Annotated in this window: 18 protein-coding genes and 1 tRNA gene; 15 read left to right on the top strand and 4 right to left on the bottom strand. The window is 66.0% G+C overall.

The features are described 5' to 3' along the window. Nucleotide 1: 1 nt before the first annotated feature. A complete protein-coding gene (gene rpiA, locus BOO69_RS05845; protein ID WP_071971154.1) occupies nt 2–790 on the bottom strand; it encodes a ribose-5-phosphate isomerase RpiA in 789 nt (262 codons plus the stop codon). Nucleotides 791–985: 195 nt separating this feature from the next. On the opposite strand from rpiA, the gene BOO69_RS05840 reads away from it, so the two are divergent. The 5 genes from BOO69_RS05840 to BOO69_RS05820 all read left to right on the top strand — a co-directional run bounded on the left by BOO69_RS05840 (nt 986) and on the right by BOO69_RS05820 (nt 5,141). After that, a complete protein-coding gene (locus BOO69_RS05840) occupies nt 986–2,086 on the top strand; it encodes a type III polyketide synthase (protein ID WP_083545460.1) in 1,101 nt (366 codons plus the stop codon). Then, entirely contained in the window at nt 2,083–2,574 is a 492-nt protein-coding gene (locus BOO69_RS05835; RefSeq protein WP_071971152.1) for an isoprenylcysteine carboxyl methyltransferase family protein, read from the top strand. The genes BOO69_RS05840 and BOO69_RS05835 overlap by 4 nt, the downstream gene beginning before the upstream one ends. Before the next feature lie 76 nt (nt 2,575–2,650). Next, on the top strand, nt 2,651–3,355 hold the full coding sequence (locus BOO69_RS05830) for a glutathione S-transferase family protein (RefSeq protein WP_071971150.1): 705 nt from the start codon (nt 2,651–2,653) through the stop codon (nt 3,353–3,355). Further along, nucleotides 3,355–4,728, top strand: coding sequence for an L-serine ammonia-lyase (locus tag BOO69_RS05825; RefSeq protein ID WP_071971148.1), 1,374 nt, complete (start codon nt 3,355–3,357; stop codon nt 4,726–4,728). Before BOO69_RS05830 ends, BOO69_RS05825 begins: the two co-directional genes overlap by 1 nt. 206 nt (nt 4,729–4,934) lie before the next feature. Then, entirely contained in the window at nt 4,935–5,141 is a 207-nt protein-coding gene (locus tag BOO69_RS05820; protein ID WP_071971146.1) for a cold-shock protein, read from the top strand. 65 nt (nt 5,142–5,206) lie between these two features. Here BOO69_RS05820 and BOO69_RS05815 read toward each other — a convergent pair whose 3' ends face one another. Next, nucleotides 5,207–6,151 carry an NAD(P)-dependent oxidoreductase gene (locus BOO69_RS05815; protein WP_071971143.1) on the bottom strand — a complete coding sequence of 315 codons (945 nt, stop codon included), beginning with the start codon at nt 6,149–6,151 and terminating at the stop codon, nt 5,207–5,209. Between the two features lie 83 nt (nt 6,152–6,234). Next, entirely contained in the window at nt 6,235–7,677 is a 1,443-nt protein-coding gene (locus BOO69_RS05810; RefSeq protein WP_071971141.1) for a hypothetical protein, read from the bottom strand. Nucleotides 7,678–7,883: 206 nt separating this feature from the next. Between BOO69_RS05810 and BOO69_RS05805 the strand changes: the two genes are divergently transcribed. Continuing rightward, complete coding sequence (locus BOO69_RS05805) at nt 7,884–8,795, top strand: pirin family protein (protein WP_071971139.1); 912 nt, start codon at nt 7,884–7,886, stop codon at nt 8,793–8,795. A gap of 35 nt (nt 8,796–8,830) precedes the next feature. Here BOO69_RS05805 and BOO69_RS05800 read toward each other — a convergent pair whose 3' ends face one another. Then, entirely contained in the window at nt 8,831–9,418 is a 588-nt protein-coding gene (locus BOO69_RS05800; RefSeq protein WP_071971138.1) for a TetR/AcrR family transcriptional regulator, read from the bottom strand. A gap of 77 nt (nt 9,419–9,495) precedes the next feature. On the opposite strand from BOO69_RS05800, the gene BOO69_RS05795 reads away from it, so the two are divergent. The 9 genes from BOO69_RS05795 (at nt 9,496) to BOO69_RS05755 (ending at nt 18,391) form a co-directional block, all read left to right on the top strand. Then, on the top strand, nt 9,496–9,786 hold the full coding sequence (locus BOO69_RS05795; RefSeq protein WP_071971136.1) for a hypothetical protein: 291 nt from the start codon (nt 9,496–9,498) through the stop codon (nt 9,784–9,786). 81 nt (nt 9,787–9,867) lie between these two features. After that, a complete protein-coding gene (locus BOO69_RS05790; RefSeq protein WP_071971134.1) occupies nt 9,868–11,154 on the top strand; it encodes a homoserine dehydrogenase in 1,287 nt (428 codons plus the stop codon). 209 nt (nt 11,155–11,363) lie between these two features. Continuing rightward, a complete protein-coding gene (locus BOO69_RS05785; RefSeq protein WP_156874868.1) occupies nt 11,364–12,404 on the top strand; it encodes a hypothetical protein in 1,041 nt (346 codons plus the stop codon). Between the two features lie 5 nt (nt 12,405–12,409). Beyond that, nucleotides 12,410–13,060 carry a hypothetical protein gene (locus tag BOO69_RS05780; protein ID WP_071971130.1) on the top strand — a complete coding sequence of 217 codons (651 nt, stop codon included), beginning with the start codon at nt 12,410–12,412 and terminating at the stop codon, nt 13,058–13,060. Between the two features lie 118 nt (nt 13,061–13,178). Continuing rightward, complete coding sequence (glpX, locus tag BOO69_RS05775) at nt 13,179–14,147, top strand: class II fructose-bisphosphatase (protein ID WP_071971129.1); 969 nt, start codon at nt 13,179–13,181, stop codon at nt 14,145–14,147. Nucleotides 14,148–14,206: 59 nt separating this feature from the next. Continuing rightward, on the top strand, nt 14,207–15,946 hold the full coding sequence (gene recJ, locus BOO69_RS05770; RefSeq protein WP_071973665.1) for a single-stranded-DNA-specific exonuclease RecJ: 1,740 nt from the start codon (nt 14,207–14,209) through the stop codon (nt 15,944–15,946). 79 nt (nt 15,947–16,025) lie between these two features. Then, nucleotides 16,026–16,100: transfer RNA gene (locus tag BOO69_RS05765), tRNA-Glu, on the top strand. A 462-nt stretch (nt 16,101–16,562) separates the two neighbouring features. Further along, nucleotides 16,563–17,327: a sugar transferase gene (locus BOO69_RS05760; protein WP_237267574.1), complete on the top strand. Its 765-nt coding sequence runs from the start codon at nt 16,563–16,565 to the stop codon at nt 17,325–17,327. Nucleotides 17,328–17,404: 77 nt separating this feature from the next. After that, nucleotides 17,405–18,391: a CpsD/CapB family tyrosine-protein kinase gene (locus BOO69_RS05755; RefSeq protein ID WP_071971127.1), complete on the top strand. Its 987-nt coding sequence runs from the start codon at nt 17,405–17,407 to the stop codon at nt 18,389–18,391. The last annotated feature ends 17 nt before the right edge of the window (nt 18,392–18,408 follow it).

The raw sequence follows: 18,408 nt of genomic DNA, 5'->3' as shown, positions 1-18,408 counted from the left end.
ATCAGTCGCTGAGATCGGAAAACAGGTTGTCCGTCTCGACGAAATCCAGTCGCTCCGTCGCAACCGTGCCTTCATTTATGTCCCGCACTTCGACCCTGCCATCCCCGTAGCCGATCACGACCGCGTCACAGATGTCGATGAACAGGCCGTTTTCCACCACGCCCGGCATCTGGTTCAGCACCAGCGCAAGCTGCCGCGCGTTGCCGATCCGGTTGAGATGCAGGTCGAGAATGTGGTTGCCTTCGTCTGTAATGAAAGGACGGTCGCCGTTCATCCGCAGGGTCGAGGACCGGCCCAGCACATCCATGCTGATGAGCGTTTCCTCCACCAGCGCCTGTGTCGTCTGCCAGCCGAAGGGGATCACCTCGATCGGCAGGGGAAAGGCGCCCAGATGCTCCACTTCCTTGCCGATGTCGGCAATCACGACCATTTGATCGCTGGCGGTCGCCACGATTTTCTCTTGCAGCAGCGCGCCCCCGCCGCCCTTGATGAGGTTGAGATCCCCGTCGAATTCATCCGCACCGTCGATGGTGAGATCCAGCCATTTCGCCTCGTCGAGGCTGATGACCTCTATGCCGACCTCGCGTGCGAGTTCCGCCGTGCGGGTCGATGTCGGGACACCGCGGATCCGAAGGCCGTCCTCGCGCACCATTTCGCCCAGACACCGCACGAGCCATGCCGCGGTGGACCCGGTGCCAAGGCCGACCCGCATGCCGTCTTCGACGAACTGCGCCGCGCGCTTGGCGGCGACGAACTTTGCCTTGTCGATGGGGGACAGCTCACCAGCCATGTGACTTCTTCCTTCTGCGTAACCTCACCGGCTTATAGGGCCATTGACCGCCCGGCGCGAGGGGCAAGCGCCGTGTTTCTGCCCGAAATCGGGAGGACGCGGGGGCAAACCGGGGCGGTACCCCGCTGCGGGGCCGGGAACGAAGCCCGCACCGCGGTCGTTCATCTTCGTAACCCTTTTCGAAAGTGCCAGTAGATGCTCCAGATTCTTTCCTCCCCCCGGGGACGGGCCGTTGAGGCAACCCTTGTCAGCCTCGATGGCATCGGAACGGCACTTCCACCGCATGAACTCACGCAAGACGCGGCCGTGGCAACCGCGCGGCGTCTCCTCGCGCCGACCTATCCGCAGTTCGAACGGCTGGTCCCGGCGTTCGAAAATGCCGGCGTCGATAGGCGCTATTGCGTCCAGCCGCTGGAATGGTTCGAAAGCGATCATGGCTGGGCCGACCGTGGTGCAGCCTACAAGGAAGGTGCGAAGGCCTTGTTCATGCAGGCCGCCGACCGCGCGATGCGGGCTGCGGGCATCACCGCGCCACAGGTCGACACCATCGTGACCGTGTCCTCGACGGGGATCGCGACCCCGACCCTCGAAGCGCAGGCCCACAAGGAAATGGGATTCCGGACCGACGTGCACCGTGTTCCCGTTTTCGGTCTCGGCTGCGCGGGCGGTGTGACCGGGCTGGCCATCGCGCAGCGGCTCGCGTCGGCCCATCCCGGCCAGACCATCCTGATGGTGGCAGTGGAAACCTGCTCTCTGGCGTTCCGGCGCGACAGGCTCAGCAAGGCCGACATCATCGCCACCGTCCTTTTCGGCGACGGCGCCGCCGCTGCCGTTCTGCGTTCCGACACCGCTGACGGCGCGGGGCGCGTGCAGTTGGGGAGCGGGCAGGAACACCTGTGGCCCGACACCTTGCCGATCATGGGGTGGGACGTGGACGAATCCGGCCTCGGGGTCGTGTTCGACCGGTCGATTCCCCCCTTCGTTCAGGAAAATTTCCGCGAGGCCCTGCTGGGGATGCTGCGCGCGGCTGATATGTCGCTGGATGACGTGGATCGCTTCGTCTGCCATCCCGGCGGCACCAAGGTGCTTGAGGCGATCGAGGCCACGATGGACTTGCGTCCGGGCGCGCTCGATGCCGAACGCGACACCTTGCGGGCGGCAGGCAACATGTCGGCGCCCACCGCGCTTTTCGTTCTCGACCGGGTGTTGCAGGCCGGTCAGGGCGGGCAACTCGCCCTTTGCGCGCTCGGTCCCGGCTTCACCGCCGCGATGTTGCCGATACAGGTCGGGATATGACTGTCGGCGCCGCGCTGTTCCTCGGGTTCATCGTGGTCCAGCGCCTGTCCGAGCTGGCCATCGCCCGCCGCAATACCGCCCTGCTGCTGGCGCGCGGCGCCCGCGAGGTCGGCGCGGGCCATTACCCGGTGATGGTGGCGCTGCACACCGCCTGGGTGCTGGCGCTGATCGTCTTCGGGCATGACAGCCACCTCGACCGGCTCTGGCTAACGCTTTACGTGCTGCTGCAATTTCTACGGGTCTGGATACTCGCCACCCTTGGCGGCCGATGGACCACGCGGATCATCGTCTTGGACGAACCCCTGGTGGCGCGCGGTCCCTACCGGTTCATTCCGCATCCCAACTACACGCTGGTGGTCGCCGAGATCATCGTGGCGCCGATGGTCCTCGGTCTGACCTGGGTGGCGGTGGTCTTTACGCTGCTGAACGCGGCGATGCTGTATCACCGGATCAGTGTAGAGGATGCCGCCCTGCGGCCCGGACGGTAAAGCGCCTGACCCTGCCCGGCGCAGAAGTGTCGTTTTCCGCCATGCGCGCCGCCGTGCCTGCGGTAGGTCAGCGTTCATGAGCGCGTATATCCTCCACTATGCCCCCGACAACGCGTCGCTGATCGTCAGGTTGGCGCTGGAACACCGGCGGCTGCCCTACCGGACCCGACTGGTGAACCGCGCCGCTGCCGAACAGGCCGGGGCCGCCTACCGGGCGCTGAATCCCCACGGGCTGATTCCGGTGCTGGAAACGCCGCAGGGCACGCTGTTCGAGACGGGCGCGATCCTGCTGTGGCTCGCCGACCGGCATGGGGGTCTGGCGCCGTCGCCCGACATGCGGGACCGCGCCGGTTTCCTGAAATGGCTGTTCTTCGTTTCAAATACCCTGCACCCCGCGCTGCGTATGACGTTCTACCCGGAGAAATACGCGGGCCCGGATAAGCTGCACCAAGCCGCGCTGCGCAAGACGATGCAGACGGCCATCGCGACGCATCTGGGGACGCTCGACGCAGTGGCGGCGCAATGCCCCGTCTGGCTGGACCCGGCGCACCCCGGCGTGATGCATTTCTATCTGGCGGCCTGTCTGCGCTGGTGCGCGCTTTATCCCAGCGATGCGGACCGTGGATGGTTCCGCCTTGCGGATACGCCGCATCTCCGCAATCTTTGCGCCGCCGTCGAAGCCCTGCCCTGTACCCGCGCCGCGCAGGACGCCGAAGGTTTGGGGCCAACCCCGTTCACCGCGCCGTGTCTTGCGACGCCACCCGAAGGAAGTGCCACCTGATGTTTCTTTCCGTTTTCGACATGTTCAAGGTCGGCATCGGCCCCTCGTCCTCGCACACGATGGGGCCGATGGTCGCCGCCGGACGCTTTCTCGACATGATGCGCGCGTCGCCTTTCCGTTTTGCCGGGCTGCGCGCCTCGCTCCACGGGAGCCTCGCCTTTACCGGGGTCGGCCACGCGACCGACCGCGCGACGATCCTCGGGCTCGCCGGGTTCACGCCGCAGGCCTATGACCACGACAGGGCCGAAGCCGTGCTTGCGCAGATCGCCAAGACCCACACCATCGAGGTCGACGGGCTGCCGCCGCTGCACTTCGATCCGGGCGCGGACATGGTCTTTGACTACGACACGAAACTCGCGGGCCACGCCAATGGCATGATGCTGATGGCACGAGACGCCCAGGGCGACGTGACACTGCGAGAGACCTTCTATTCCATCGGCGGCGGTTTCGTGATGACCGAAGCCGAACTGGCAGCCGGGCGCAACACCGAAGAGGGCGACCCCGTGCCCTACCCCTTCAAATCCGCCGCCGAGATGCTGGAAATGGCCCGCGCCTCGGGCAAAAGCATCGCGCAGATGAAGCGCGCCAACGAGATTTCCCGCAACGGCGAGATCCATCTGCGCGAAGGTGCGAAACGGCTGTGGCAGGTGATGAACGACTGCATCGACAGGGGTCTGACCACCGACGGCACCTTGCCAGGCGGGCTCAACGTCAGACGCCGCGCCAAGGGTATCCACGACGCCCTTCAGGCCGAACGCGGCCAGAACCAGCGCGCGCCGCACACGATCAACGACTGGATGAGCGTCTACGCCATGGCCGTGAACGAGGAGAACGCGGCAGGTGGCCAGGTTGTCACCGCCCCCACCAACGGGGCCGCCGGGGTCATGCCGGCCACCTTGCGATACTACCTCGACCACGTGCCCGGCGCCTCGGAGGCGCATATTGAGGATTTCCTGCTGACCGCAGCCGCCATCGGCGGACTAGTCAAGTTCAACGCCTCCATTTCCGGTGCGGAAGCGGGCTGTCAGGCCGAGGTCGGGAGCGCCGCCGCCATGTCAGCCGCCGGTCTGTGCGCCGTGATGGGCGGCACGCCGGAGCAAATCGAGAACGCCGCCGAGATCGCGCTGGAACACCATCTCGGCATGACGTGCGATCCGGTCAAGGGACTGGTGCAGGTGCCCTGCATCGAACGTAACGGGCTGGGAGCGATCAAGGCGGTTTCCGCGGCCTCCCTTGCGTTGCGCGGCGACGGAACGCACCTCGTCCCCCTCGATGCCTGTATCGAGACGATGCGCCAGACCGGCGCGGACATGTCGGAAAAGTACAAGGAAACCTCGCTCGGCGGCCTTGCCGTGAACGTCCCGAACTGCTGAGGAAATCCGCGCTCTGACGCTGGGTGACATCGGGCGCGCGAAGGTCATCGACACTTGATTTTCGTCGTGTTTTGTGATAGACGGACGTTGCTTACGTTATTCTTTTTCGACCCACTGTCTCCCTCACACGGCGCTCAGTCCCGATCCAGACCGACTACGCCACGCTGTCGCATACTGCGGACAGCCCCAAAACGGAGACTACGGATATGGCCACTGGCACCGTAAAATGGTTCAACGCAACAAAAGGCTTCGGCTTCATCGCGCCCGACGGCGGCAGCAAAGATGTGTTCGTGCACATTTCCGCTGTTGAGCGCGCCGGCCTGACCGGCCTGGCAGACGACCAGAAAGTGACCTTCGACATCGAAGCCGGCCGTGACGGCCGCGAATCGGCGACGAACCTCGCACTGGCATAAGCCGAACCACGCGAAGACATCGGAGCGCGGCCCCCTGACCGGGGCCGCGTTCTGCGTTTGGGGCCCTATCGGCGCACCGGCACCTCGTAGCCGCGCTCTTCGGGCTCGTCGTCCACCAGTTCGGTGGGAAATCCGGGCGCCGTGATGCTGAGGCCCGTTGCCTCTTCGAGACGTTCGATCATGCGGTCGGATTGCGCGGTCACGCCGTATCGCCGCTGACCATCGGTCAGCATCTCGATCATCAGCGGCGACAGTTCCAGCGGCACGCCGTGATCGTCGGCCAGTTTCTGGAACAGCCCGACGTCCTTCTGCACGAGGTCGAGGGTGAAATTCACATCCCGCGATCCCGACAGGATCAGCTGACTTTCGGTCTCATGGACGAAGGAGTTGCCCGAGGAAGCGGCGATCGCTTCGTAGGTCACGCCCAGATCCATCCCCGCCGCCTTCATCACCGTGAGCGCCTCGCACAGCGACAGCAGGTTGATCGTGGCAAGATAGTTGGTCATCACCTTCAGCGTGCTGGACACACCGACGTCGCCCACATGCAGGATCCGCCGGCCCATGTGGGTCAGGATCGGCAGCACCTTTTCGAAGGTGGGGCGCGTGCAGCCCGCGTAGATGCTGATGTTGCCGGTATCCGCGCGGTGGCAACCGCCCGACACCGGGCAGTCGACCGCCTCCCCGCCCCGGGCGATGGCCGCCTCCGCATGGGCCTTGATCTGGTCCGCGTCCGTGGTCGACATTTCCATCCAGACCTTGCCCGGCCCGATATGGGGCAGCATCTGCGCGAAGACGTCCGCGCAGGCGGCGGGGCTTGGCAGGCAGGTGATAACCACGTCGCAGGCCTGCATCAGCGCGGCGGGATCCGCGGCGGCGATGGCGCCCTTTTCGACCTTCCGCGCCACCAGCGCGGGGTTCAGGTCGTGCACATGCAATGCCACCCCGTTGCGCAGCAGCGAGCCTGCCAGCTTGCCGCCGACGTTTCCCAAACCGATGAAACCGACCTTCATGCCATCCTCCTGTCCCGGTGCCACCCATCAGCGGGCCGCGAACGCGACCTGTCGCGCCTGATTGCGACCTGGGCCGGAACGGGCTACTTGGCGTAGCCCCCGAGGAAGCTGAAGTTGCTGTGGTTGCCGATCGCATCCCGCGCCATGTCATGACAGTTGATGCAGGAAGAAGGCCTGTCCCGGTTCAGGCCTCCGTGGGCATCCAGCACCGGGTTGATCTGCAGGTACGTCTCCAGCGTCGAGTTCACCATGTAGATGGGCGCGGCAAAGGGCTTCATCTTTTCCGCGTAATAATCCCCGTGGTCGTTGGCCCACTGGACACCGATGAGGTCGTAGTTTTCCCAGATCGTCCCGGCGAGCGCGGCCTTGAACCGGGCGTTCACCTCCTGCCCCGTCGCGTAGAGATCCCAGCACCGGACGACCTGCGTGCCGAAACGGTCGTCAAAGAGATACGCGCCGCCGTAGGGCATCTGCGCCTGCCACTTGAAATCCGCGCCGACCGGTGGTGCGTTCGGCGTGCAGGCCGCACCACCGTCCGTGCAGGCCGCATCGAAGAATGCATAGGGCCCGGCGGCATCGTCCGGAATGGGGCAGGACGCGGCGGGCTCGCGGTTCTTCAGGGTCGATTGCTCATCCATCTGCGAGATTGGCGCCCCCTTGGCGAGCGGCGCATTGGAGGCGTGCTCGAACGACGCCCAGATCCAGAATTCGGCGAATTCCTCGGGTGTCGCGACCTTTTGCATGATGTGCATGCCCGTCAGGCCCGCGATCTCCTCCAGGCACATCGGCGCGCCGCTGGCGCTGTCTTCCGCCGCGACCACGACGGTGACCGGCAGGGTGAAATACCCCAGCGGGTTGTCGCCGTTCTCCAGCAGGCGCCATGACGTCTTGACTTCGATCGCGCCGACCACGCCGTCCTTGCCACGCGGAAAGTCCCAGACACCGCCCGCGTCCGCAAAGGCCTGCTGCCCGGCCTTGGTGGTAAGCCCGTTCTCCTCGAGGTATCCGACGGCGGCGTCGTTGATCCGGACATCGTACAAAACGAAGTTCCCCGCGGCGTCGATCAGCGGATAGGGGGTCATCGGCTGGATGAAGCTCGACGTCGTCACCTTGGAGGTCCGCGCCAGCGTCATGCGTCCGCCGGCGTCGCAGATGTCGGGCACGATGGCATTGCCGGGAAAAACATCGTCCACGCCGGCAAAGCTTTCCCAGACACGCGGGGCCTCGGGGGCGCTTCCGATGACGCCGATGGGTCGGCCGCTGGCGTCAGCCGGCGCGTTGAGCGCCGCGAAGCTCTGCCAGCCGAAGTAATCGAAGTTGATCTGCTGGGCCTGGTCCTCGTTCCGGCGGTCGGTCGAGGGGGTATATCCCTGAACACCTATCGCCAGCCCGTCCAGATCGGCGGGCAGGATGTTGCAGATCCGGTTGGTCCCGTCGACACAGAGATGATCCTGCTTGTATTGCGCCAGTGCGACCGAGGCGCCAAGGGCAAGCCCGAGGGCCAGCGTGGGATGAATGAGCTTCATGAACGGAATCCTTGCGCAAGAAATGAATGAAGAACCGAAATACCTGCTAAAAATCCCAGCGTGACACGAAAGGGTGATTCTCGCCAAGCGGGTGATCGGCGGTCGGGGCCTTTGCAGAAATGCACAGGGACCGCGCGGCGGCCGGCATTGTGCGCGGCCCGCCCGCTCCTATATCCCACGGGCATACCAGTCACAGGAGACCGATCATGTCCCTCAGACCTACCCTAGAAACCCGCCGTGCGATCCCCACCCTCGAAGGGGCCGGCGTGAAACTGCACCGCGCCTTCGGCTTTCAGGACCCGTCGGAACTGGACCCGTTCCTGCTGTTCGACGACTTCCGCAACGAACGCCCCGAGGATTTCGAAAAGGGTTTCCCCTGGCATCCCCACCGCGGGATCGAAACCATTACCTACGTGCTGGAAGGTACGGTGGAACACGGCGATTCACTGGGCAACACCGGCACGCTGGGCGCGGGCGACGTGCAGTGGATGACCGCCGGGTCGGGCATCCTGCATCAGGAGATGCCCGCCGGAAACGCCCGCGGTCAGATGCATGGCTTCCAGCTTTGGGGCAACCTGCCCTCCGCGCAGAAGATGACCGCGCCGCGCTATCAGGACGTGACGTCGGCGGATATCCCGGTCGTGACGGACGACGACGGTACGCGGGTCAAGGTGATTACCGGCAACTTCTGGGGCAAGACCGGCCCGGTGGACGGCATCGCCGCCGATCCGCAATACCTTGACATCACGGTGCCTGCGGGCGTGAAGAAGACCTTCCGGATCGATACCTACCGCCGCGCGTTCGCCTATATTTTCCAAGGTGCCGGCGCCTTTGCCGATGCGTCGGCCCCGTCGGGCGTGCTGCTGGAAAAGGAAGTCGCGGGCGAAGAGGTGAACATCCGCGATCTCAGCGGTGACCGCACGCTGATCCGGTTCGGCACCGGCGACGAGGTGACGGTGCAGGCGGGCGAGGAAGGCGTGCGCTTCCTGCTGATTTCCGGCGCGCCCATCGAAGAGCCGGTCGCCTGGCACGGACCCATCGTGATGAACACCCGCGCCGAGCTGGAACAAGCCTTTGCCGACCTGCGAAACGGCAAGTTCATCCGGCCCGCACACTGACCCGCAGGGTGGGCACGCGGCCCACCCCTCCCCCGTCAGGCGGTGTGGCCCACCGCCTTGCGGACCATGTCCCAGTACTGCGCCACGACCTCGTCCAGTGACAGCCGGCCGCTTTCGCGGAACCACGTGTTGACGCCCGTCAGCATGGCGATGAGCGCCAGCGTCACGATCTTGGTGTCCTGCACCGCGAAGGCACCGCTGTCGACGCCCGCGCGCAGAATATTCTCCAGCCGGTCTTCGTACCTGCGGCGCAACGCCTCGACCGTGATGAAGTTTTCCTCGTCGAGGTTGCGCAGCTCCATATAGGCGATAAAGACCGCATCGGGCCGGTCCGCGTGAAAGCGGATGTGGAAAGACACGAAGGTTTCAAGCTGTGCCAGCGCGTCGCCCGCCGGGACTGGAAGCGCCGTCAGCAGCTCTTCCAGATGGTCGCGCATCAGTTCGAAAAGCAGCGTCTGCTTGTCGGGCGTATAGTTGTAAAGCGCCCCGACCTGCACGCCCACCTCGGCCGCGATGGCCCGCATGGACACCGCCGCATAGCCGCCGCGGGCGAACAGCTTCTGCGCTGCCGCGCGGACCTTGGGGCCGGTAATGTCGGAATGTGAACCTGCGGTACGTGCCATGGCACCTGACTAATGAACCCTTGTTCAAAAGCAAAGCCCGCTTGCGCCGTGAAACGCGCTGGTGCAAGAAAGTCCGCATGAGCATTCGCGCCCTCATCGTCCTGTTGGCTGCCGGTGGCCTTGCGGCCTGCACCCAGTTTCCCGAACTGGACAGGACCGTGTCGCCGGAACTGGCCGCTTCGGAATATCCCGACCTTGTGCCGCTGGAGCCGGTATTGGCACAGGCGACGGCGGGCCGCGTGGATGCCGGCGCCACCCAGGCCCAGTTGGAGGCGCGCGTGGCGCGGCTGCGCGCCCGCGCCGCCCGGCTGCGGGGCTCGGTGCTCACGGGCCGGGAACGCCAGCGGCTGGCAGAGGGCCTGCAATAGGTCTCGCGCGTTGCACGCGACCATCGAAACGGCTACATCGCGGCAAAACCGTCTCTTCCCCCCAGCCAAAGGATCCCGCCCATGTCTGACACCCTTCGCCTTGGTATCGCCGGTCTGGGCACGGTCGGCGTCGGCGTTCTGCGCATCATCCGGCAACAGGCGGCTCTGCTCGAAGCGCGCACGGGGCGCAAGATCAGCGTGTCGGCGGTATCCGCCCGCACCCGCGACCGCGACCGTGGCGTCAGCTTGAAAGGATATGACTGGGAAGACGATCCGGTCACGCTGGCCACCCGGGACGACGTGGATGTTTTCGTGGAACTGATGGGCGGGTCCGACGGCCCGGCCAAGGCCGCAACGGAGGCCGCGCTGAAGGCGGGTAAACACGTCGTGACCGCCAACAAGGCGATGCTTGCGATCCATGGTCAGGCTCTGGCCGAACTGGCCGAGGCACAGGGCCTGAGCCTGCGCTACGAAGCGGCCGTCGCCGGGGGCATCCCCGTGGTGAAGACCCTGCTGGAAGGGTTGGCGGGCAATGGCATCACGCGGGTTATGGGCGTGATGAACGGCTCGTGCAACTACATCCTCACGCGGATGGAAAGCGCCGGCCAGACCTATCAGGACATCTTCGCCGAGGCGGATGCGCTCGGCTATCTCGAAGCCGATCCGCAATTGGACGTAGGCGGCATCGACGCGGCGCACAAGCTGGCGATCCTGTCCAGCATCGCGTTCGGCGCACAGGTCGATTTCCACGGCATTCAGCTTGAGGGGATCGAACGGGTCACCATCGAGGACATCCGCGCCGCCGCCGACATGGGCTACAAGATCAAGCTTCTGGGCGTTGCCCAGAAAACCGGGCGCGGGCTGGAACAGCGCATGCAGCCCTGCCTCGTGCCGGACAGTTCGCCGCTCGGACAACTGGACGGCGGCACCAACATGGTGGTGCTCGAAGGGGACGCCGTCGGCCAGATCGTGCTCCGCGGCGCCGGGGCCGGCGAAGGGCCCACCGCCAGTGCCGTGATGGCCGATGTCTGCGACATCGCGCGGGGCGTGTGGCTGCCGGTCTTCGGCCAGCCCGCGACCACGCTGGTGCAGGCCAAATCGGCCCAGTCCAAGACACCGGCCCCCTACTACCTGCGGATGGCGCTGGTGGACAAACCCGGCGCCCTCGCCAAGATCGCCACGGTCCTCGGCGAGGCGGGCGTCAGCATCAACCGGATGCGCCAGTACGAACACGACGCGGCCTCGGCCCCGGTGCTGATCGTGACCCACCGGACGATACCTGCCGATCTCGAACGCGCCATCGCCGCGATGGACGGCACCGGCGTGATGGCTGGCGCACCTGTCGCCCTGCGGATCGAGGAAGTCTGACCGGCGCGAGCCGCTCTCCACAAATCCATTTCAAAACAAGCATCTGCGGCCCGAAGTTGACTTCGGGCCGTTTCGCTGCACCCGCGGAAAACGGGTAAGGATTCCCGTACTTGGCGAAATTCTAGTCCCGGTTGATGGTATCCCGGGGCGCGGGCATCGCGTATGCCGAGATATTTCCAGGCGCCCCTTTCATTCAAGGGAGCAAACAGATGCAAATTCATATTGAAGAAGTCCCCACGGCGATCAGGCGCCGTGCGGCACAACTGCTCGAAACCGTCAGGGGTACGGAAATGGACCCCACGGGCGGCCGGGCACGCCTGATGCCGCAGGTCACGGCCTTGTTCCGCCCCGACCTCGACGAGGTCGCCTATTACGAGTTCGCGGTCGACCTGGGCCGCGGGGAGGATCGCCCCGCCGCCATCACCGGTCGCGGCGACCGCGGCGGCAAGATGGCGATGCCTGCCGATACCGGCTTCATCATCGCGGCAAGCAAGGGGCACGACCACCCCATCGCCCACTGGTCGCTCGACCGGGAACCGCCAAGCCGGCAGATCGCGGCGGCGGCAGAGGAAAAGGGCGGCAAGGTCGCCCGCATCTTCAAGGTCGATGCGCTGTCCTACGTCGGCGAAACCGAGGATGGCGAGATGGCCGCCCAGACCGGACAGCTGCCGCTGCCCATCGAAGGGCTGCCAGACGACATGGAAAAGGCAAGGGGCCGGATCTCCTCCACCCTCGTGCGGCCCTCACAAAAGCCGAAGGACGACGGCGATCCGCTGCAGGACAAGCCCGAGACCATCAATCGCGGCGCGCGCCCCCAGCGGGTCAAGCTGCGCGAGGTGGAAAGCTGGGCCCAGCTGCGCAAGGTCTATGCCAAGACGTTCGGCCCCCTTCTGGCCGATCTCGCGCGCAACGCGGCCCCTGCATGGGAGATCGAGGACCTCGTTGCGAAAATGGGCGAAGGGATCAAGACCGGCACCACGCACCGGGTTGCCCTGCTCGAATCCGATGCCGCCGTCGAAGTCTCCGGTGAGGGCGCGCGGCTGGTGCGCATCGAACCCCTTGATACGCCCGAGGGCAGCGGCGCGGTCGCCCTTCACGTCGCGGACGAGGCGCTGCCGCAGGAAGTCTCGTTCGAGATGCATGTCTCCTACCGGTCGGGGCTGCGCGAGACGCTGCCGTTCTTCGCGGTATCGGACAGCACCCCGTCGGACCGCAAGCCCGGCAGCGGCATGAACTTTTTCGAGGAGTGATTTCAATGGCCTACACATACTACTGGGCGGACGGAAACGTCAGCGAACAACCCTACAATCAATACACGGTCAACGGCTGCGCCATCGGTTGCGGTTCACTGGCCTGGACCATCCTGTTCCTCTGGGGGGACCGGCAGGCCGGGACGGGCAACAGCTACTGGGCGCCGCGCTGGGGGCTCTACCGGCAGGACGGCGGCACCGGGGCGAACGTGATCTCGCCCACCTCGCAGACCACCGGCGTCAACAACGTGATCGAGGAGATCGCGGACGACGTCGGCACCTTCTGCATCTTCGGCCAGGGCGCGACCTACCCTTGGGAGATGAGCGACGCGAGCGCCTATTTCGTGGGGCGTACCGGAACCAGCCTGACCACCCACTACAATTCCGTCGGCGCCTCGGAAAGCCGCCTGCGCGAATACGCCCGCAATTCGATCCGCGACCGGGACACCCCGGCGGTGATCGGTACCGGCTGGCTCAGCCACTATCCGGTGGCCTATGGCTATGCCTGGCAGCGCCGCGTGGTCCGGAAGTGCTTTGTCTTCTGCTGGAACGAGACCGTCTATGACCGGTGGTTCTACGTGAACCAGGGCTGGGGCGGCAGCGGAAATGACTGGGTGCCCGCCGACACATGGTTCGCCGGCGAGATATATCCCTGAAAACAGGCACCCGGCCCGTGAAACACGGGCCGGGTGCGCCATGGGGGCCGGCGCGCTTGTGTGAACCCACCGGGCGCGCTAGAGGACGGGGCAATATTCAAACCAGCAAGGAATTGTCATGCCCACATCCGCCGATTTCCAAGACCGCATGTTGTCCCTCGGCCTCGCCCGCGTGTCCGAGGCGGCTGCCCTCGCATCGGCCAAGCTGATCGGCAAGGGTGACGAGAAGGCCGCGGACCAGGCCGCCGTGAACGCGATGCGCACGCAGCTTAACATGCTGGACATCGCGGGCGTGGTCGTCATCGGCGAAGGCGAACGGGACGAGGCGCCGATGCTCTATATCGGTGAGGAAGTCGGCACCGGGAACGGCCCCGGCGTGGACATCGCGCTCGACCCGCTCGAGGGTACGACGCTGACGGCAAAGGACATGCCAAACGCACTGACAGTGATCGCGATGGGTCCGCGCGGCTCCATGCTTCATGCGCCGGACACCTACATGGACAAGCTGGCGATCGGTCCCGGCTTTGAGACCGGGGTCGTCACGCTGGACATGACCCCCGGTGAACGGGTCAAGGCGCTGGCGACAGCCAAGGGCTGTGCGGCCTCGGATATCACGGTCTGCATCCTTGAACGTCCGCGCCACGAAGAGATGATCGCCGAAGTCCGCGACACCGGGGCTGCGATCCGGCTGATCACCGACGGTGACGTCGCCGGGGTGATGCACTGCGCCGACCCGCAAACGGGAATCGACATGTACATGGGCGCAGGCGGCGCCCCCGAAGGTGTCCTGGCCGCCGCCGCTCTCAAGTGCATGGGCGGGCAGATGTACGGCCGGCTGCTGTTCCGCAATGACGACGAACGCGCCCGCGCGACCAAGGCGGGCATCACCGATTTCGACCGCGTCTACAGCCGCGATGAAATGGTGACCGAGCACGTGATCTTCGCCGCGACCGGCGTGACCGGCGGCAACATCCTGCCGGGTGTCAAGCGCGAGCCGGGCTGGATGACGACCGAGACCCTGATCATGCGGTCCAAGACCGGATCGGTGCGGCGGATCAACTACCGCACGCCGGTCGACCGGGCCTGAAGGCGCGCCCCTGGCGGGCGCCGCGACGTGTATTTCTGGAACAATGAAACGGGGTGAAGGTGAGCTTTCTCGGCGTTGAGGCCTCGTTGACCGGACGGCGCTGGGTCGGTCCCGGTGTCGAGTACGAACGCGCGGCCGAGCTGCTGGTGCAGCGCACCGGGCTGCCGCAGGCGGTCTGCCAGGTGCTGGCCCGCCGCGGCGTGCCGCCGGAGGAAGCGGCGGGCTTTCTTGCCCCTGCCCTGCGCGACCTGCTGCCCGACCCGAGGACGCTCAAGGACATGGAGAAGGCCGCGGCCCGGTTCCTCGCGGCCGTGAACCGGCGCGAACGGATCGCGATCTTTGCGGACTACGATGTCGACGGCGGCAGTTCCGCCGCGCTGCTGCTGATCTGGCTGCGCCGGATGGGCCATTCCGCGACGCTCTATGTCCCCGACCGCATCGACGAGGGTTACGGGCCGAACGACGCCGCGATGGCCGCGCTGGCCGCCGCGCATGACCTGATCGTCTGCGTGGATTGCGGTACCCTGTCCCATGGCCCGGTGGCCGCCGCGGCGGGCGCGGACGTGGTGATCCTGGATCACCACCTGGGCGGTGAAACGCTGCCCGAGGCCCTGGCAGTCGTGAACCCGAACCGGCAGGACGAGGACGGGGCGCTGGCGCATCTCTGCGCTGCCGCGGTCGTGTTCCTGATGCTGGTGGAAGCGGGCCGTCAACTGCGCGCGGCGGGGGGCAAGGGGCCGGACCTGATGGCGCTTCTGGATCTGGTCGCGCTCGCGACGGTGGCGGACGTGGCGCCGCTGGTCGGCGTGAACCGGGCGTTCGTCCGCCAGGGGCTCAAGGTGATGGCCCGGCGCGACCGGCCGGGGCTGGCCGCGCTGGCCGACGTGGCGAGGATGGACACCGCGCCCACCGCCTACCACCTCGGTTTTCTGCTGGGTCCGCGCATCAATGCGGGCGGACGGATCGGACAGGCCGACCTTGGCGCGCGGCTGCTGGCCTCCGACGATTCGCACGAGGTCGCCGCGCTGGCCGAGCGGCTGGATTCGCTGAACACCGAGCGCCGCGACGTCGAAGCGGCGGTGCGTGCCGCCGCCCTGGCACAGGCCGAAGCGCGCGGTTTCGACGCCCCGCTGGTCTGGGCCTCCGGCCCCGGCTGGCACCCCGGCGTCGTGGGCATCGTGGCCTCGCGGCTCAAGGAGGCGTCGAACCGTCCGGCCATCGTGATCGGGATCGAGGACGGAATCGGCAAGGGGTCGGGCCGTTCCGTCAACGGCATAGACCTTGGCGCGCCGATCCAGCGGCTGGCGGCCGAAGGGCTCCTGCTCAAGGGGGGCGGGCACAAGATGGCCGCCGGGCTGACCGTGGCGGAGGACAAGCTTGAGGCCGCGATGGCGCGGCTCGCGGAACTGCTGGCCCGCCAGGGGGCGCATCTGGCCGGACCGTCGGACCTGAACGTGACCGGTCTGCTGATGCCCGGCGCGGCCACCGTCGAACTGGCCGAACGCATCGAGGAAGCCGGCCCCTTCGGGGCGGCGGCCCCTGCGCCGCGCTATGTCTTTGCCGACATGAAGGTTCATTTCGCAAGGCGTCTCGGCGACAGCCACCTCAAGATCAGCTTCGGGGACGGCGTGGGCACGAAGATGGACGCGATCTGTTTCGGCGCGTACGATTCTCCCCTCGGCGCGGCGCTCGAGGCGCACGGCGGGGCGCGCTTTCACCTCGCCGGCCGGCTCGACATCAACACCTGGCGCGGCAGGCAAAGCGTACAGCTGCGGCTGGAAGACGCGGCACGCGCCTGAGTGCAGATTATCTCGGACTTGGGGAAATTTCTGCTTGCGGACCCCCACCGAAAACCCTAATGAACCGCTCACGGTCAGTGGCCCGTTCGTCTATCGGTTAGGACGCCAGGTTTTCAACCTGGAAAGAGGGGTTCGATTCCCCTACGGGCTGCCACTTCCCCCCACATCGCTCTGCCCTGCCGTTGCCTAGGCGATTCCAACGACGCGGCGGCAAACGCCCAAGGCGCATATGCCGACAATCCAGCTTCGTGCGGCGCATTGTTCACGTGGGATTGGGCCGGATCGCCATCGGCGGAGGCGATTTTCGCGCGCTGCGTGCAAGATTGGCCGAAGTCGACCGTGAAACAGATTGTTTCCGACAAATCCGGCCAATTGAGGCGAAAAAATGCTAACAATTGGCCCGAGCCGTGGTGCCTGCCTCGCCCGGTCACGAAATGGCCGCCGTGCTTGCACAAAATTGATCGGCGAATCCCTGTCATGCGGTCCTGATTGGGCGTATGCATCGCGGAAAGTACTGCCGGTTTTTCGTGGTTCGGCAGGGTGAGTGACCAGTAACGGCCCGGTGCGGGCATGTCCGCACCGGGTCAACATTATGATGCGACCCTGGGGGGTTGTGATGAAGAAATTCCAGATGGATCGACCGGGCTACGGGCTGTTCGATCTTGTTGATCAACAGTCCGTCACGCCGGTATTCGTCGTCGGAGCGGAAAGCGTAACGGCACCGACGGCGCCCCTCTGGGACGCAGCCATAGCGCGCAAACACACGCCTGCCAAACCCTACAGAAACGGCTTCAAGCGTCTGATGGACCTGACGCTGATCGTCCTTGCCATGCCGATCTGGGTGCCGGTGATCGCGCTCTGCGCCATCGCGCTCTGGATCGAGGGGGGCCAGCCCTTCTACCGGCAGGACCGTCTGGGGCGTCGCGGCAAGACATTCTCGATCATCAAGCTGCGGACCATGGTGCGCGACGCGGACAAGGTCCTGCTGGAGCTGCTGGCCAGCGACCCGGCGGCCAAGGCCGAATGGGACGCGCTCCAGAAACTGCGCAACGATCCCCGAATCACACGGGTCGGCCGGATTCTCCGGGCCACCTCGCTGGATGAACTGCCGCAGCTGATCAATGTCCTCAAGGGAGAGATGTCGCTTGTCGGCCCGCGCCCGATGATGGTGGATCAACTGGAACTCTACGGTAATCCCAAGGCTTATTTCGCTGTACGTCCCGGTCTGACGGGCCTCTGGCAGGTCAGCGCGCGCAACAACAACAGGTTTACCTACCGCCACGGGGTCGACGAGGCCTACGAAAACGCCTTGTCCCTGCGGCTCGACATGACGATCCTGTACAAGACGGTCGGCGTGGTCCTGCGCCAGACGGGGTATTGAAACGATGGCTTGCTTTAGCGCCGAAGAACACTGTGGTATGGTCCCTGCCCATGTCAGACACCCCCAAGGAGGCCGGAATGAAGGATAATCTTCTGAGGGCCGACAGTTCGGATTTCGGCGCGGAAGACGCCGATTGGGCACGCCCGGACGGGTTGCGGCACAGCATCCGGCCGCGCCACCGTGCGGGCACGGACAGCGCCGCGGCGGCGCGCGACGCGCGCCCGCAGCCCGACCAGCCGGCGGGCACGGACGACAGCGCGGCAGCGATGCCCACGCCGGGTATGCAGATGCCCACCGTGTCGCCCGCACCTGCGATCACGGCGCACACGCCAGCGTCCGGGCTGGCAGAGCGCGATCTGCCCCAGTGGGAAGAACTCGACCTCGCGGCGCCCGGCGATCGGGACAGGCGCAGCACCTCGATCCCCGTCGTGGACGCGGACCGCGACAGTCTCGCGGTGCAAGCGTTTGACCTGCTGCGCACCCGCCTGCGCAAGACGACCGGCGAAAACGGCTGGGTCAACATCGCGGTATCGGCTCCGACCCGCGGCTGTGGCAGCACCTTCACCGCCCTGAACCTGGCGCTGAGCCTCTCGCGCATCGCCGGATCGCGGACGATTCTGATGGATCTGAACATGCGCGATCCCGGCCTGCACAAGGCGATGGGCATCACCCCGCCGTGCGACATGCGGGATTATCTGCGCGGCGAGATATCCCTCAAGGATCACATCCAGCGTGTCAGCGACACCCTGGCGCTGGGCCTCAACGCGCGGCCCGACCCGGACGCCGCCGAAACCCTGCAGAATCCAAGGCTGTCCCGCACCCTTGACCAGATGCGCGCCGCGCTGCGGCCCGGCCTCGTGATCTACGACCTGCCCCCCATGCTGGGGCACGATGACGTATCGGCGTTCCTGCCGGAGCTCGACGGCATGCTGCTGGTGTCCGATGGCACGCGGACTATGGGCCGGCAGCTTGTCGAATGCGAGCGGATGCTGGATGGTCAGGTCCCGCTTCTGGGTGTCGTGCTGAACCGCGCGCGCAAGAACAGCCTGCCAACATACAGGTAAAGCGGGCGAGCCGGCAA

Origin of the sequence: Sulfitobacter alexandrii (assembly GCF_001886735.1) — a bacterium.
Taxonomy (GTDB): domain Bacteria; phylum Pseudomonadota; class Alphaproteobacteria; order Rhodobacterales; family Rhodobacteraceae; genus Sulfitobacter; species Sulfitobacter alexandrii.
The sequence above is the reverse complement of the archived record's forward strand: the minus strand, read 5'-3'. Positions and strand labels throughout refer to the sequence as shown.